Source organism: Cutibacterium nasicola (genome assembly GCF_051303185.1).
In the GTDB taxonomy this organism is placed as follows: Bacteria; Actinomycetota; Actinomycetes; order Propionibacteriales; family Propionibacteriaceae; genus Cutibacterium.
Genome location: NZ_JBPPGE010000001.1, coordinates 292,006 through 306,088, shown reverse-complemented (window position 1 = coordinate 306,088; position 14,083 = coordinate 292,006). Strand labels below are relative to the sequence as shown.

15 protein-coding genes are annotated in these 14,083 nt (G+C 63.0%); 9 read left to right on the top strand and 6 right to left on the bottom strand.

All coding sequences use genetic code 11. The annotated features are described in order from the left end of the window. Positions 1–39 precede the first annotated feature (39 nt). From ACSJJT_RS01420 to ACSJJT_RS01400, 5 genes are all read left to right on the top strand, one after another. Positions 40–582: a double zinc ribbon and FHA domain-containing protein gene (locus ACSJJT_RS01420; protein WP_435916606.1), complete on the top strand. Its 543-nt coding sequence runs from the start codon at positions 40–42 to the stop codon at positions 580–582. Next, positions 582–1,292, top strand: a complete 711-nt coding sequence (gene ftsR / locus ACSJJT_RS01415; protein ID WP_435916605.1) for a transcriptional regulator FtsR — start codon at positions 582–584, stop codon at positions 1,290–1,292. The genes ACSJJT_RS01420 and ftsR overlap by 1 nt, the downstream gene beginning before the upstream one ends. Before the next feature lie 82 nt (positions 1,293–1,374). Continuing rightward, positions 1,375–1,854 carry a bifunctional nuclease family protein gene (locus ACSJJT_RS01410; RefSeq protein ID WP_435916604.1) on the top strand — a complete coding sequence of 160 codons (480 nt, stop codon included), beginning with the start codon at positions 1,375–1,377 and terminating at the stop codon, positions 1,852–1,854. Positions 1,855–2,037: 183 nt separating this feature from the next. Beyond that, the gene (locus tag ACSJJT_RS01405; protein ID WP_435916603.1) at positions 2,038–2,625 is read left to right on the top strand and encodes a MerR family transcriptional regulator; all 588 of its coding nucleotides are present in this window, start codon (positions 2,038–2,040) and stop codon (positions 2,623–2,625) included. 99 nt (positions 2,626–2,724) lie between these two features. Continuing rightward, complete coding sequence (locus tag ACSJJT_RS01400) at positions 2,725–4,005, top strand: YhjD/YihY/BrkB family envelope integrity protein (protein WP_435916602.1); 1,281 nt, start codon at positions 2,725–2,727, stop codon at positions 4,003–4,005. 62 nt (positions 4,006–4,067) lie between these two features. On the opposite strand, the gene ACSJJT_RS01395 is transcribed toward ACSJJT_RS01400, so the two are convergent. Beyond that, positions 4,068–5,270, bottom strand: a complete 1,203-nt coding sequence (locus ACSJJT_RS01395) for a pyrophosphate--fructose-6-phosphate 1-phosphotransferase (RefSeq protein WP_435916601.1) — start codon at positions 5,268–5,270, stop codon at positions 4,068–4,070. A gap of 261 nt (positions 5,271–5,531) precedes the next feature. On the opposite strand from ACSJJT_RS01395, the gene ACSJJT_RS01390 reads away from it, so the two are divergent. From ACSJJT_RS01390 to ACSJJT_RS01380, 3 genes are read left to right on the top strand one after another with little or no spacing between them, the layout of a single operon-like run. Beyond that, positions 5,532–5,852, top strand: coding sequence for a hypothetical protein (locus ACSJJT_RS01390; protein ID WP_435917011.1), 321 nt, complete (start codon positions 5,532–5,534; stop codon positions 5,850–5,852). A gap of 37 nt (positions 5,853–5,889) precedes the next feature. Then, on the top strand, positions 5,890–6,510 hold the full coding sequence (locus ACSJJT_RS01385) for an L-threonylcarbamoyladenylate synthase (protein WP_435916600.1): 621 nt from the start codon (positions 5,890–5,892) through the stop codon (positions 6,508–6,510). Between the two features lie 52 nt (positions 6,511–6,562). After that, on the top strand, positions 6,563–7,243 hold the full coding sequence (locus ACSJJT_RS01380) for a 5'-methylthioadenosine/adenosylhomocysteine nucleosidase (protein ID WP_435916599.1): 681 nt from the start codon (positions 6,563–6,565) through the stop codon (positions 7,241–7,243). Between the two features lie 46 nt (positions 7,244–7,289). On the opposite strand, the gene ACSJJT_RS01375 is transcribed toward ACSJJT_RS01380, so the two are convergent. The 5 genes from ACSJJT_RS01375 to ACSJJT_RS01355 are packed head-to-tail and all read right to left on the bottom strand — an operon-like array spanning position 7,290 to position 13,186. Further along, complete coding sequence (locus tag ACSJJT_RS01375; RefSeq protein ID WP_435916598.1) at positions 7,290–8,201, bottom strand: diacylglycerol/lipid kinase family protein; 912 nt, start codon at positions 8,199–8,201, stop codon at positions 7,290–7,292. A gap of 44 nt (positions 8,202–8,245) precedes the next feature. Further along, entirely contained in the window at positions 8,246–8,896 is a 651-nt protein-coding gene (locus tag ACSJJT_RS01370; RefSeq protein ID WP_435916597.1) for an IMPACT family protein, read from the bottom strand. Then, complete coding sequence (locus ACSJJT_RS01365; RefSeq protein ID WP_435916596.1) at positions 8,893–10,647, bottom strand: FUSC family protein; 1,755 nt, start codon at positions 10,645–10,647, stop codon at positions 8,893–8,895. Before ACSJJT_RS01365 ends, ACSJJT_RS01370 begins: the two co-directional genes overlap by 4 nt. Then, positions 10,644–12,131, bottom strand: coding sequence for an Hsp70 family protein (locus ACSJJT_RS01360; protein WP_435916595.1), 1,488 nt, complete (start codon positions 12,129–12,131; stop codon positions 10,644–10,646). The genes ACSJJT_RS01365 and ACSJJT_RS01360 overlap by 4 nt, the downstream gene beginning before the upstream one ends. Before the next feature lie 35 nt (positions 12,132–12,166). After that, a complete protein-coding gene (locus ACSJJT_RS01355) occupies positions 12,167–13,186 on the bottom strand; it encodes a PAC2 family protein (RefSeq protein ID WP_435916594.1) in 1,020 nt (339 codons plus the stop codon). 391 nt (positions 13,187–13,577) lie between these two features. On the opposite strand from ACSJJT_RS01355, the gene ACSJJT_RS01350 reads away from it, so the two are divergent. Continuing rightward, positions 13,578–14,081 carry a peptidylprolyl isomerase gene (locus ACSJJT_RS01350; RefSeq protein ID WP_435917010.1) on the top strand — a complete coding sequence of 168 codons (504 nt, stop codon included), beginning with the start codon at positions 13,578–13,580 and terminating at the stop codon, positions 14,079–14,081. Positions 14,082–14,083 lie beyond the last annotated feature (2 nt).

Genomic DNA, 14,083 nt, shown 5'->3' with positions numbered 1-14,083 from the left:
AATGACTATTTCGGAGACCCCGAGAGCGAGGACGCGAACATGAACAAGTGCCCCATGTGCGGCCACGTCAATGAAGATGACGCAAACTTCTGCTCCCGATGCGGGACCCGGCTCGGGGTGCCCATCGACACCCCCGGGGACAACACCGGCGTGATCCCGACCATCACCGAACCGACGGTGGCCGAGGAGACCTCGCCCAACCTTGACCTTCCTGCTGACGTGTTGCAGGACATCGCCGACCTGCCGGTCGAGAACGCCATGCTGGTGGTGCGACGCGGACCGAATCTCGGTGCGCAGTTCCTGCTTGACCAGGATGAGACGACGGCTGGACGTTCCACTCGATCTGACATCTTCCTTGACGACATCACGGTCTCTCGTCACCACGTGAAGTTCATCCGTCAGGCCGACGGTCGCATGATCATCGAGGACCAAGGCAGCCTCAATGGCACCTACGTCAACCGCACCTTGGTCGACGGTTCGGCCGTGCTGCGGGACGGCGACGAGGTGCAGATCGGCAAGTTCCGGATGACCTACCACACCGGCGGGACGGCATCTGGTGCCGACGGGGCTGGTCGCGGCTGATGCCAGGATCTGTCCGCACCATCGGGCAGGTGATGAAGACTCTCAAACCGGATTTTCCCGATCTGAGTATTTCCAAGATCCGATTTCTAGAGTCCGAGGGCCTGCTGTCCCCTGAGAGGGCACCATCGGGATATCGCAAGTACTCCGACTCTGACGTCGAAAGATTGCGGTACATCCTCACGTGTCAACGTGATCATTTTCAGCCGCTGCGTGTCATTCGCGACCATCTGGAGATGATGGACCGGGGCGAAGAGCCTCCGGTGGCCGAGGCACCGCCGCTGCCGACTGAAGGTGAGGGGACTCCTGCCCCGAAGGCTCCGGCAGGCCAGGGAATCGTCCAGACCCGTGGTCCCATCAGGATGAGTCGGCGTGAGCTCATCAGAGCCTCGGGTATCACTGAGGCCCTGCTCATGGAACTCGAGCGTCACCAGCTGGTGCGTCCCAAGAGAGGGGCGTCCTACTTCGGGCAGGAGGCTCTGGTCATCTGCGTCGCGGCCCGACGACTTTCTGCCTATGGGATGGACACCCGCCACATGCGTGCCATCCGTCAGGCAGCTGAGCACGAGGCCGGTCTCATTGAGCAGACCCTCATTCCGCACGCTCGTCATCCCGAGCAGGCCTCCAGGATTGCCGCCGAGACGACCAAGGTGATGATGCACGCCCATACGGCGATGGTCTACGACATGTTGGACCATTGGTCGGCGAACTGAGTCTGGTCAGCTGCGCCCGTCCTTGCCACCTGAGTGTTGTCATGCCGAGGGATTGCTGCTGGGGCCGCGCTAGGCTGGCCGCATGGTCTTGCTCGAGGTTGCCGAGATTCAGACCGAACCGGTCTCCGGAGCGGCGGTGCTGCTGTTGCGTGAGGTCGATGGTCGTCGCCATCTTGCGTTGTGGATTGCAGAGCCAGAGAAAGTGGCCATCACCGACGCCATCAATGAGAAGGAGCCGATCCGGCCCTACACCCATGACCTGCTCGCACGAGTTGTCGCGGTGCTGTGTGAGGAAGAACCGCAATGCGTCATCACCAAGGTCGAGGACGGCATCTGGTTCGCAGAGTTGGTGCTGGGGGACATGAGGATCGATGCTCGGCCCTCCGATCTGGTTGCCCTGGCACTGCGTCTTCCGGTTCCGATCTGGTGCACCGAGGAGGTCATCTCCTCGGCGGGAATCCTCCTTGATGCCGGCCCGGAGGACGCAGTGGAAGAGTTTCGGCAGTTCCTGGACCAGGTCAGCCCGGATGACTTCGGGCCTGGACCCTTGACCTCTGGTTGACCTTGAGCCCACGGTAAAATTCCTTGTCAAACCTATATTTGTTGCTGGAGTGTGAGGACGGTGTGAAGCGATCGGCGTGGCTTCGACGGTGATCGAGGCTGGCGCCGTAGCGTCGAGGGCGTTCGACGGGGCAACCGTGCTCCGCCGTTGAGACCATGAACAGAACTGGTGAAGGGTGACGAGATGGCAGCGACCGGTGAGCAGCCGAGTGTTGGAACTCCCCTCGACGGCCCCGCGCGTCGCGGCCAGGACGCCCTCTTCGAGGGTGACTTCGCTCCGATGCCCGAGGACATCGGATTCCGAGGGCCTGTCGCATCCGGCGCAGCCGGCATCACCTACCGTCAGCTCGACTACTGGGCGCGAACGGGGTTGGTCCGTCCGGAGATCCGACCTGCTCGCGGTTCCGGTAGCCAGCGTCTCTACTCCTTCCGCGACATCCTCATGCTCAAGGTCGTCAAGCGCCTGCTCAACGCCGGGGTCTCCCTGCAGCAGATCCGGGTTGCCATCGACCATCTGCGCAGCAATGGCGTCGAGGACCTCTCCCAGGTCACCCTCATGAGTGACGGGGTCTCGGTCTACGAGTGCACCAACGACAACGAGGTCATCGACCTGCTGCGCGGTGGCCAGGGAATGTTCGCCATTGCCCTGGGAGGGGTGTGGCGAGACGTCCAGGGGAGCCTCGCTGAGCTACCCAGTGAGCGCCTCAATCCAGCTGATGGGGAAGAGCTCGACGAGTTCACTGCCAGAAGAATTGCCAAGCACGCCTCCTGAACTGGCGATGAGTTGATGGGAAATCGTCCCCGTCTGCATGCCCGTTGAGCGTGCGCCGGGAGTGCCCTCCATGCAATGATTCGCAATGAGGAGGCCCCTGTGAAGGACATGATTGCCGCTATCGTGAAGCGGCCCAGCATCGCTCATCTGCTGCGAGCCCACACCAGATTCACCCGACGACTCGGCAACCATTTCGCCGCATCCATCACCTATTTCACGGTCCTGGCGATCGTCCCGGTCATAGCATTTGCTTTTGCTGTGCTGGGATTGATTCTGAGTCGTTTGAGCCCGCACTTGCTCACTCAGGTGGTGGATTCGGTCGTGAGCCTGGCCACGCAGCAGAGCGACAAGGAACAAATTCGCGGCGTTATCGAGAACGCGATGAAGGTCGGCGGATCGATCTGGGCGTTCATCGTCTCCATCCTCACCGCATTGTGGGCCGGAATCGGCTGGGTCGGAAACATCAGCGAGGGAATTCAGGCGGAATGGGCCCCAGATTTTGACATGGTGGCAGACGACCGAGGATTCCTGCGCGCCAAACTCTCCGACATGCTGGCATTCCTGGGACTGTTGCTGGTGAGCCTGCTGACGATCATCACCTCCCAGGTTGGTTCCTCGATGACAGGGCTGTTGGCGAGGTGGACTGGCCTCGACACCGTTCCTGGCCATGGCCTTCTGCTGACTCTGGCGGGCCTGCTCGCCACGACGATTGCTGGCTGGTTGCTCTTCATCTTCCTGTACACCGTCATGCCGCGTGGCAAGCCGGTGTGGCGTCCGATCCTCAAGGGATCCTTGGCCGCAGGTTTTGCCCTGGCCCTGCTGCAGGTTGGTGCCGGCTACCTTGTCCAGGCCTTCAGCTCCAACAAGGCTGTGCAGGCCTTTGGATCAGTCATCATCATCATGTTGGTCTTCGACCTCATCGCTCGATTGATTCTCTTCATCGCCTCGTGGATCGCGACGGCGAACCAGCCTGCTGTCGGCAAGGAGTGGAACGACTGCGACGAGCCCCTGCTCGGCCGTGACGACTGCCATACCGTTGAAGGACACTGGCAGGCGGCTCTGGCAGACCGCGCCCGCAAACACGCCAAGAAGGCTGAGAAAGACGACGTGGAGGTCGCCGAACCGGCTGGCAGGTACCGCATCATCGAAGGGGTTGCCCGTCAGACTGACGACGAGGAGGAGACGCCGCCACGTGGTGCTGCCGATCTCATCTCGGCGACCTTGACCGGCCACCAGAACACTCAGCTTCCTGGAATCGTTCATCTGGCACCAGCCCCCGAGAAGGACCGCCGTGGACCTGTCCTTCACGTCCTCGTGACGGCAGGACTCACCGTGGGTGCCTTCCTCGTGGGCAGGCACCAGGACCGAGGCGGCTACTGACACGGAGAAAGGTGGGGCCAGACGGGATCGGATCACATGACCATCGCCTCATCCATCTGGGATCAGTGGGCCTGGCCGATCTCGTCGAGCATCTTGACGAACCAGTCGGTCGTGGTGTCGAAAGGCTTGCCACCCTTGATGCGGTCGAAGGCGATGCTGGTGAGCTCGTCTCCGTTCTCCTCGTCCTGCCCGATGACGCCAGCCTTGCCGGCGAGGGCGCAGTCAACGGCCAGATCGGTACAACGACCGATGAGCTCGAGGTCGGCCGCATTGGAGGCAGCCGAACGGGAGAAGTAACCCGACTTCTGGATCATGACCTTCTCGGCTCCCAGCTTCTCGGCGAACTGCTTGCCGAACCAGGCGCCAGGGTTGACCTTGTCGAGCTTGACGTGACCGAAGGGGTCGTGCGGAACTTCCTGACCGGCCTTCTCCATCTCCTCAATGATGGCGTCGAGGCCAGCTCCCTCGGAAAGGAAGATGGTGACGTTGCCGATCTCGTCCATGACCTTGTTGAGGCGCTCGGCCTCGGCCTCGAGGTCGAGGTGGGCTTCCGGGACGTACACGGCGTGGACGTCCCAAGCCTCCTTGGACAGACCGATCTCGGGCACCCACTCCTGGTCCTCCAACCACTCGCGGTACTTGGCTGCGGTGGCGGCGGTCAGCCAGCCGCAGTTACGTCCCATGACCTCGTGGACGATGAGCATGCGGGACCCGGAGTTGTGCTCCCCAACGATGTTCTGGGCAAAGCGGGAACCCTGCTCAGCGGCGGTCCAGGCGCCCAGTGACTGACGGATCGGGATGACGTCGTTGTCGATCGTCTTGGGCAGACCGACGACGGTCAGGCCGTAATCGTGCTTGGCCAGGTAGGCGGCGAGGTCGGCGGCGGTCGTGTTGGTGTCGTCGCCGCCAATGGTGTGCAGGACGTCGACCCCGTCGGCGACCAGACGGTCAGCGGCAACCTTGAGGGGATCGTCGCCTTGCCTGACCAGACCACGCTTGACGAGGTCGGCGGCGTTGGTGAGCTTCACGCGGGAGTTGCCGATCGGGGAACCACCGAAACGCTTGAGGATGTTGGCGTTCTTGCGGACGGTGTCGGTGACCTCGATGAAGTCTCCCTTGAGCAGACCCTCGTAGCCGTGCTTGTAGGCGATGATCTCGACCTCGGGGCCAACCTCGGTGTAGCGCTGGATCAGACCACTGATCGCCGTGGACAGGCAGGGCGCGAATCCACCGGCGGTGAGAAGAGCGACCTTCTTGACGGCCATGGGGAAACCTTTCGTTCGTCGTGCGATGACGCTGTCAAGCCTATGGCATGAGCCGAAACTGCACACCGGGGGAGTGAAAGTCAACCCTTTTCAGGACACACGGTGTTGTGCTGGTGTGTGTGCATGACGAGTACTGTTTTATTGCGCCGACATGTGGTCAGTGCGGCGAGGATGGATGGTGTCCAGCGTCGTGGTGATCGTGGCGTCAGTCTGTCCGTCGTCGTGACGGTGTTGCTTCCGGTCCTTCTCCTTGCTGCTGGAGTGGCTGTGGACGGGGCAGAACAGGCGAGGGCTGTGCGGATTGCCCACACCGTCGCCGCGGAGGCTGCTCGGGCTGGGTGCGAGGAGGGATCGGCTGCTCAGCTGGTGGGACGGGACGGCTCCGGCTCGGCACGCAAGGCCGCGGAGGAGTCGGCTCGTGGGGCCCAGCTCAAGGGAGTGAGTCGGCTGGCCATCGACGTCGAGGGAGACGCCGTCAGTGTCGCTGCGCAGGTGACCAGACCAACGCATCTGCTGTCGCTCATTGGTGTGACGGCGGTCCATGGACAGGCACGCGAAATGTGCACGCTGATGGCTCGCTGACCGCCATGTGGCGCCGCTGCGGCGGTATCATGACAAGGTGTCCACGTATTTCCCGGTGCATCCGGAGAACCCGCAGCAACGTTCCCTCACCCAGGTCGTCGACATCCTGCGCGACGGTGGCCTGATCGCATACCCGACCGACTCGGGGTACGCGTTCGGGACACGGCTGGGAAACAAGGACGCCTTGGACCGGATTCGCAAGCTTCGTGAACTGTCCGACAAGCACCACTTCACCTTGGTAATGAGTGAGTTCGCCCAAGTCGGACAGTACGTCCAGATGGACAACTGGGTCTTCCGGGCCGTCAAAGCGGCCGTGCCCGGGCGATACACCTTCATCCTCAAGGCGACCCGTGATGTACCGAAGGTCATGCTCCACCCGCGCAAGAAGACCGTGGGCGTCAGGGTGCCCCAGCACGTGACGGCCCTGTCCCTGTTGGAGGCCCTTGACGAGCCCATCGTCTCCTCGACCCTCATCATGCCCGGACAGGAGTCTCCGATGATTGACGGGTGGCAGGTTCAAGACGAGATCGGTGACCATCTGGATGCCGTCATCGATTCGGGGGACTGTGGCATCGAACCGACGACGGTGGTTGACTTCACCTCCGGGGAAGCAGTCATCACACGCCGTGGTGCCGGCGATCCGGCCCCTTTCGAGTGACGCCATCTGTCCCCCCGAATCGTGACTGCGACTGACGAAGGGTTTTGACGACGTGCTTGGTCTGATGGGCGCGATGGAGGACGAGGTCCGTCTCATTCGCGAGGACCTCGACGAGGTCGTGGAGCTGGACGGTCCGTGCGAATTGCTGCGCGGTCGGTTGGACGGAACAGCGCTGGTGCTGGCGAAGTGTGGTATCGGCAAGGTGAATGCGGCCCTGGCGGCTTCGGCCATGGTCCAGGCCGGCGCCACCAGTATCGTCTTCACCGGTGTTGCTGGTGCCGTGGCTCCCGGTCTGGGAATTGGTGACGTCGTCGTCGGGAACAGGTTCCGCCAGCACGATGCCGATGACACGGCCTTCGGTAATCCCATCGGCATCGTCCCTGGGGAACCAGCGTTCTGGGAACCGGACCCGGAGCTCTTCGCCAAGGTGTTGGGGGCACTGCTAGCTCTCGAGGAGCCGCGCGGTCACCAGGTCGTGGCCGGAACCATTGTCAGCGGCGACCAGTTCATCGCCCAGGCCGAGAAGGTTGCGTGGTTGCGCACCACCTTTGACGCCAGTGCCGTCGAGATGGAGGGTGCGGCTCTGGCACAGGCGGCGACCCATCTCAGGGTGCCCTTCGTCGTCGTGCGAATCCTGTCGGATTCCGCCGATGGCGAAGCCGTCTCCGACTTCCCAGCCTTCCTCGATGACGCCGCTCATCGCGGACGCGACCTCGCTCACGCCTTGGTCTAGGCCTGACAGCCCAGGTGTCAGGTTTGACTCCATCAGGCACGAGTCCTCAGGCCCGCACCAGCAGGGCTCCGGGTGCCACCCGTGTTCTCATCGTCGTCACCATGCCCACTGGATCGCCATCAACCTCGGCGAGAACCGGTCCGGACCCTGACGTCACGAGCGCTGTTCGTGAGGGGGCGTGACGAACCAGCCGGTGCCCGTGGCGATGCCGGGTGACGAAGTGGTCGAGGACGGCGACCCATCCGACGATCCCGTGCGGTGACAGGGTCAGGACGTCCAGGGCTCCGTCGTCAATGCGGCCGTCCGGGACGAGATCGACTCCGCCGGGCAGGACGGAGCAATTGCACACCAGCACCGTCCGAGCCCTCGTGACGACGGGTGTGCGACCATTGACGCTGGTGCGAGCCCGGAACCCGGGTTGGATGAGGGCTCGGGTGCCTGACACCACATAGGCCAGCCATCCGACCTTGTCCTTGAGTCGGTCCGGGGTGGAGGCCATCGTCTGTGCATCCATGCCCATGCCGATGATGACGGTGAAGCACATCTCCTCGGACTCGTCGAAACGTACGTAACCAAGATCGATGGCCCGTACTGGGCGGGTCAGCACAGCGTCGAGGGAGGCTGCCAGATCGGTGTGGGGCAGATTGAGATTGCGGGCCAGCAGATTGCCCGTCCCCATGCCGAGAATCCCCATCGGGACCCCGGTGCCTGCTAGACCAGCCACGACCTGACGGATCGTCCCGTCGCCGCCCAAGACCAGGACGAGGTCGGCACCATCAGCGACAGCGTCCTTGGCCAACCCCTGACCGAAGTCATTGTCGGTGGTGGGAAGGAAGTACGGGTTGACCCCCAGGTGCTCCTGGCATTTGTTCTCGACGAGAAGGCGCCACTGGGGATTGTTGGTAGTCTTCATCGAATTGTGGATGACTGCCACGGTGCGCGGCTGAGGTGTGTGCACGTCGTCAGCCTAGGTCATCAAATCATCGTCATGGCACCTCCATTTCAGTGCATGAGGTCGACCCAACACTGCGCCCGCGGCGTCAGATCGACGTCACGGCCCAGGAGTTCGGCCAGTTCGACGGCCAGATGGTCGGCCTGACCTGCTCGGCAAGCCAGGGTCAGGAGGGCCCCGTCTGCGGCGTAGTCGACCGTCATGACCTTGTGTCCGGCAGCTCGGATGACTCCTTCGTCATGACCAGCATGGCGTAGGTCGAGCAGGGTCGTGAAGGTGTCCACAAGGACTCGACGATGTAGCGAGGCCGAGTTCAAGGCATTGGTGACCGCGTTCCCATAGGCGCGGGTCAGGCCGCCAGCTCCCAGCTTGATGCCACCGAACCACCGGCTCGTGACGGCCACGACGTCCGACAGATGCGGTTGGTCGTACCTACTGGTTGCCATGAGAGCATTCAAAGTCGGCATTCCGGCTGTTCCGGCAGGCTCGCCGTCGTCGCTGCAGCGCTGGATGTGACGATCCGATCCAAGGACGAAGGCGGAGACATGGTGACGAGCATCGTGGCCATGTCGTCTCACCCGGGCAATGACGTCACGAGCTCCTTCCTCGGTCTCGACGCGGACCAGCCTGGTGCGGAAGATCGAGCGTTTGATCTCCAGCTCAGCCTCGACCTGGTCCGTCAGGACGACGTACTCGTTCACTTGACCCCCGGCAGGGAGGCGACCATGTCGAGGCGGATCTTCTCCATCTCATGGGCGACGATGTGGGCATCGAGGTTCTGATTCGAGATGGGAGGCAGACTGGTGATGAAGATCGCGATGTCGGCCAATACTCGGCGTGCCCACGGCACGGGCTCGTCGGTGGTGTGCCAACACACCGAGAGCAGATCGTAGCCGGTCTCGGTGACGGTGCGATCAACCTTGGACCAGTCCTGTAGAGCTTGTGGGGCGTCGGGGCGAGTAGCAGAGAGCAGAGCAGACCCGCGGACCAATTCATGGATCATTTGGTTGCGTTCCACCTGGGCCTGTGGGGTGTTGGTGTGGCCGGCTGACAGTGACCGCAGCACGGGCATCATCGAGCGCAAGGTGCGACGGTACTGGCTGCGCACCAGAAGCACTGGCGCTCGCCGACCGACGACGTGGATCGTGATGATACCGACGGCAAGACCGACGACTGTCTCGACGATCCTGTCCTGGGCGAGCTGGTACATCTCGCCCGGCTGGGTGAGTGGTGTCATGAGCAGCGCGAAACAGGTGATGAAGATGCAGGCGATGCCGTAGTTGCGCGTCACCAGAGCTTGCATGATCCACAGGAACACGATGATGAGGCCGATCTGGACCCACCCGGATGGCCCGAATGCTGCCACGACCAGATAGAGCCCCAGACCGACAGCCGTCCCGAGCACGCGGTGGATGGCCCGGATGGTCATGTCAGATCGGGTGGCGTCCATGTGCATGAGGATCAGCACGCTGAGGATGGCCCAGTAGGGATGGCCGAAGGGCAGCACGATCATGAGCAAGGCTGCGAAGAAGACGCCGGTGCCTGCTCGAAGTGCCAGCATGGTCGGTCGGGAACCACGCTCCAATGCTGTCCGGAGCAGATAACTGGTCTTGGGCCGCCCCAGCGGAGTCCAGCCCAGATCGTCCGGAAGGGACACGTCGGCGGACGGGAAGGCCTCCAGCCTCAGCTCGTGTTCCAGGCGCATGTGGGCGGTGACGAGCCGGGCTCTCAGCTGGGAGAGCTCAGATTTCTCCGACGGGTTGTCGGCCCCAGAGGCGTGACCATCGTTGTATGCCCACCACGCCTGATGGATGGCAGCGTGGGCTGCCGAGCGCAGCCGGGCAATCTCGTGGCTGTCGGCATCCTCGTCGGGCTCGCAGTAGTTGTTGACCGCTGTCTCGGCCTTCTTGACGGCGAGCCGTGCCGGTCGGTGCGGCGAGATGACGCAGATGATCATTGACACCGTGGCGGCGATGAGGAAGGAGGGGCCGGTCGAGGTGAAGACCGTTGTGATCGTCCAGCCATGGCTGGCCATGTAGGCACCGAAAGCCCCGGCGAAGAGGATGTTGAGAGGCCCTGGCGGGCCCAATTGCAGAGCGTGCCACGCCCAGATGACGACGAGGCTCCACGCGGCGAGGATGAGCGGCATGAGCCACTCCACCCGCATGGACAACAGGCCGAGACATTGGGAGAAGACCGTTGCAATGCCGACGCCGATGAGGATTCGAGCGCGCGACAGTGGGGCATTGCTGTTGCCGGCCAGCGCGCCCATGGCCCCCATCATTCCCATGGCTGCATGGGTCGGCTCGGTGATGAGCCCTATCGTCACCAAGGACACGGCCATCGGGATGATGAGGATGACTGCCTGCTTGTTACGTCCCGGGGCCGGGCGAATGATGATCAGCCTGTGCAGCAGGTGGCGCAGTGAGGATGGCTTGTCAGTCGGGTTCATCGATGCACCGAATCAGTGCTCGTCGTCGTGGGACGCCCCATGGTCACGGTGGTGGACCATCCCGTGTCGACGTCGGTGATCGTCGCGGTGACCATACCGGTCTCGAGGATGGTGTAGGTCTCCTCAATGAGGTGACCGTTGTCCACCTCGTGGACGTCGACCTGGTCAACGTCGAGCTCGGTTCCGGCGTTCTGCAGGGTCTCGTCGAAGGGGAAGACAACCGTGGTGAAGGGGATGAGGTCACCCACGGGTCCGCCATGGGCGTCAGTTCGCGAGAATTCCACGAAGCGGAAGACACCGATGTTGTGACGGCAACGGTAGGTTCGCGTGATCGGCATCGTTCCAGACAGTCGGGTGCTCTGGTCGGTGAGAACGTCGAAGCCGACCCCCCGTCCGAACTCAGTCTCGCGGAACACGCCGAAACCGCGGGAGAGACGATCCTGGATTCCCAGGGTGTCCGTGTCTGCGGCGACTGCCAGCCCGATCGCCGTGGCCGAGGTCGGATTGGGAGAACGGTGCACTCGTCGCCCGAAGAACTCACGCAGCCTGCGGGGAACGATTGGCAGGGACGTGGCGCCACCGACGAGGTGGATGCCGGCGACGTCGGAGTCAGTACTGTTGAGCAGGGAGGACAACGGATCCATGGTCTCGATGGTGCGATCGATCAGCGGCTGGCACACTTCGGCCACCTCGGCGACCGGAATGCGCAGAGTAGTCGAGTCGAGGTCGACCAGGAGATTGCGGGACTGGGGGTGTAAGGCCTCCTTGGCGATCCGGCACGCCTCGACGAGCTCGTCACGATCAACGGGGGTGTCACCGAGACGATGGGCTGCCAGATCAGCCAGCACCTCGTCGAAGTCGTCGCCTCCAAGATCATTGAGACCAACGGAGTCGAGGACTTCCGGACTCTGGTTGGCCATGTTCACCAGGGATGCGTCGAAGGTGCCGCCACCGAGGTCGTAGATGATGACCTGGGTGCGCTTGGAATTGAGGTTTCGAGCCTGACGGAGGGCGAATTCCAGCCCGGCCGCGGATGGTTCGTTGACGAGGCCGAGCACCTCAATGCCGGCCTGACGCGCAGCATCCATCGTCACGAGACGCTGTCCGGTGTGTGCGTGGGCGGGAACACCGAGGACGGCGCGATGAGATCCGGGGACGTCGATGCAGGAGATGACATGGCGCAGGAAGTCGGCCCACAGATCGACCAACGGGATCTCCATCTCTCCGATGTGGACCAGGGTCGACGGGCCGACTCCTGGTGCCGCCAGCAGGCGCTTCACCGAGCGGATGCCAGGAGCGCCACCGGCCATCGCCTGGCGGGCCTCGAAGCCGTGGAGGACAGACCCGTCAACGACTGCGCTCACGCTGGGCAACTGGTCGTGAGAGTCTCCGTCAGTGTCGAGGAAGGGCAACAGGGGATGATTTCCGTTGTCAACAGAAGCCACCGCAGTGTAGGTGGTTCCCAAGTCGATTCCCAGGTCCATGGTGGGCAGTTTATGGCTGGGTACCAACACTGCCATTACTGGTCCGAATCGCCTCCGCGACGGGGGTGGTAATCAGGTGTGTCGTCGTCGGATTCACCATCGCTACCGCGCCGCGGGCCGGACACAGTGTCCTCGCTGTCCGAGTCGTCCTCGCACTCGTCGGTGTCATCAATGGAACGCAGGAAGTCCTCAACCTCGGCGCCAATGTCCTCGGCGTCTGGGACCGTGACCTCAGTGGCGCCGAGTTCACGTTGGGCAACTCGCGAGTCGTACTGCTCCTCAAGGGCGTGAAGCATGGCCTTCAACTCCTCGGACCCATCGACCTGGGCGTCGATCTCGGCACGAACGGTCTTGGTGGCCATTGCCAGCGAGTTGATGGGCAGGGCCAGGCCGGTTGCGCCACGCAAGGCCTCGACGAGGGCGCGGGCCGACTCCGGGTAGTCCACGTCAGCCAGGTAGTGCGGTACGTGGGACGCCAGGCCGATGACGGCGTGGTTGGTCTGGCCCAAACGCTGTCCGAATACGACCGGGAAGGAGGCCGGCACCTGGATGCGGCCGAACGGCGAGGTGGACCCCAGGATGAGTTCGGGACGCGACGCCCATCGGGTGACCATGGCCGGCCTGGTATGAGGGGTCGGCACCGGAATCGAATCAGTGATGACCGTCAGACGGACACCCATGGAGTCCACCAGGTTCGTCAACGAGGACACCAAGGTCTCCCAGCCCAGTGCCGGTTCAGGGCCGTCGAGGACCAGGAACGCCTGTCCGAGTTGGTCCGTGACCTCGTGGAGGACCAGACGAGGGCGTTCGTACCCCTCGAAATGGTCAGTGTCAAAGATGATGGGCTGACGGGAATCGCGGTGGTCCAGCAGGAAGTCGATGTCAAATTCTCCGAGCTCGTGGTGGGGGAGTTCGGCGAAGATGGCGTCACGTACCCGTGCCTGTACCCGCCCGGTGTCGTTGAACGACTGCACCAGGGTGATGAGGGCGGACACCTCCTCATCGGGACCCACGGTGCCGGGATGCCAGCTGAAGCGATCGCTCTGCTGATCCATGGGTGTCCTCCTTTCCAATAGGTCCAGGTTGATGCAACCCCGTGAGTCCTCACTCTATTCCGTTGTGACGCTGGGTAGCCTGACTGCGTTGCAAAACGACAGAAGGACGGACTACATGAGGAAGATGCGCCGAGCAGCTACCGTGGTCGCCGTTGCAGGGTTCTCCCTGCTTGCCGGATGCTCACAGACCAGTGGAGAGGTGCCCGGGGTCAGCGATTCCCCCGATCATTGGTGGACGGTTTCCCCCTCGGCGACCGGCCAGCCTGCCAGCACTCACGAAGCCCAGCAGAGTCCCGCCCCTGCCCCAGCAACGACGGCGACGCCGACACCAGCGGCAGCCAGCGGTCCGTGCGGGTATGCTGTGACCGGCAAGGCTGCTCGTCCTGTGGACATGCCCCATTCCGACCAGATCGAGAGGGCGGGATCGACGAGCGTGACCTTGGTGATCAATGACACTCCAGTGGTGCTGACCGTGGATCGTGCCACGGCTCCGTGCGCCGTCAACTCTTTCATGTCCCTGGCCGAGCAGGGGTTTTACAACGACACGTCGTGCCACAAGTTGGTGACCAGGGACACGAAATACCTCCAGTGCGGTGACCCGGGCGGCACTGGTAATGGCGGACCCGGGTACTCGTACCCGGTCGAGAGGGGAGCCAAGACTGGCGGATCCGTCGGAGCGGGCACCCTGGCCTTGGTGACCGATTCCCAACACCGTTTCGGATCCCAATTCGCCCTGGTCTATGGCGACTCCAAGCTGTCAGACTCATTCCTGGTCATCGGGAGCATCGATCAGGGTGGTGTCGACAGCATCTCCGACATCGCTGACAAGGGGTTGGCCGAGGATGGGAGCTCTCCCAAGATCAACACCCGTATTGGCTCGGTGGTGATGGGCTGAGC

Bases quoted from the DNA above. Each gene is read 5' to 3' on its own strand.
- ACSJJT_RS01395 (WP_435916601.1), bottom strand. From the start codon at position 5,270: ATGGCCGTCAAGAAGGTCGCTCTTCTCACCGCCGGTGGATTCGCGCCC.
- ACSJJT_RS01355 (WP_435916594.1), bottom strand. From the start codon at position 13,186: ATGGATCAGCAGAGCGATCGCTTCAGCTGGCATCCCGGCACCGTGGGT.
- ACSJJT_RS01360 (WP_435916595.1), bottom strand. From the start codon at position 12,131: ATGGACCTGGGAATCGACTTGGGAACCACCTACACTGCGGTGGCTTCT.
- ACSJJT_RS01420 (WP_435916606.1), top strand. From the start codon at position 40: ATGAACAAGTGCCCCATGTGCGGCCACGTCAATGAAGATGACGCAAAC.
- ACSJJT_RS01365 (WP_435916596.1), bottom strand. From the start codon at position 10,647: ATGAACCCGACTGACAAGCCATCCTCACTGCGCCACCTGCTGCACAGG.
- ACSJJT_RS01405 (WP_435916603.1), top strand. From the start codon at position 2,038: ATGGCAGCGACCGGTGAGCAGCCGAGTGTTGGAACTCCCCTCGACGGC.
- ftsR (WP_435916605.1), top strand. From the start codon at position 582: ATGCCAGGATCTGTCCGCACCATCGGGCAGGTGATGAAGACTCTCAAA.
- ACSJJT_RS01410 (WP_435916604.1), top strand. From the start codon at position 1,375: ATGGTCTTGCTCGAGGTTGCCGAGATTCAGACCGAACCGGTCTCCGGA.
- ACSJJT_RS01350 (WP_435917010.1), top strand. From the start codon at position 13,578: ATGCCCCATTCCGACCAGATCGAGAGGGCGGGATCGACGAGCGTGACC.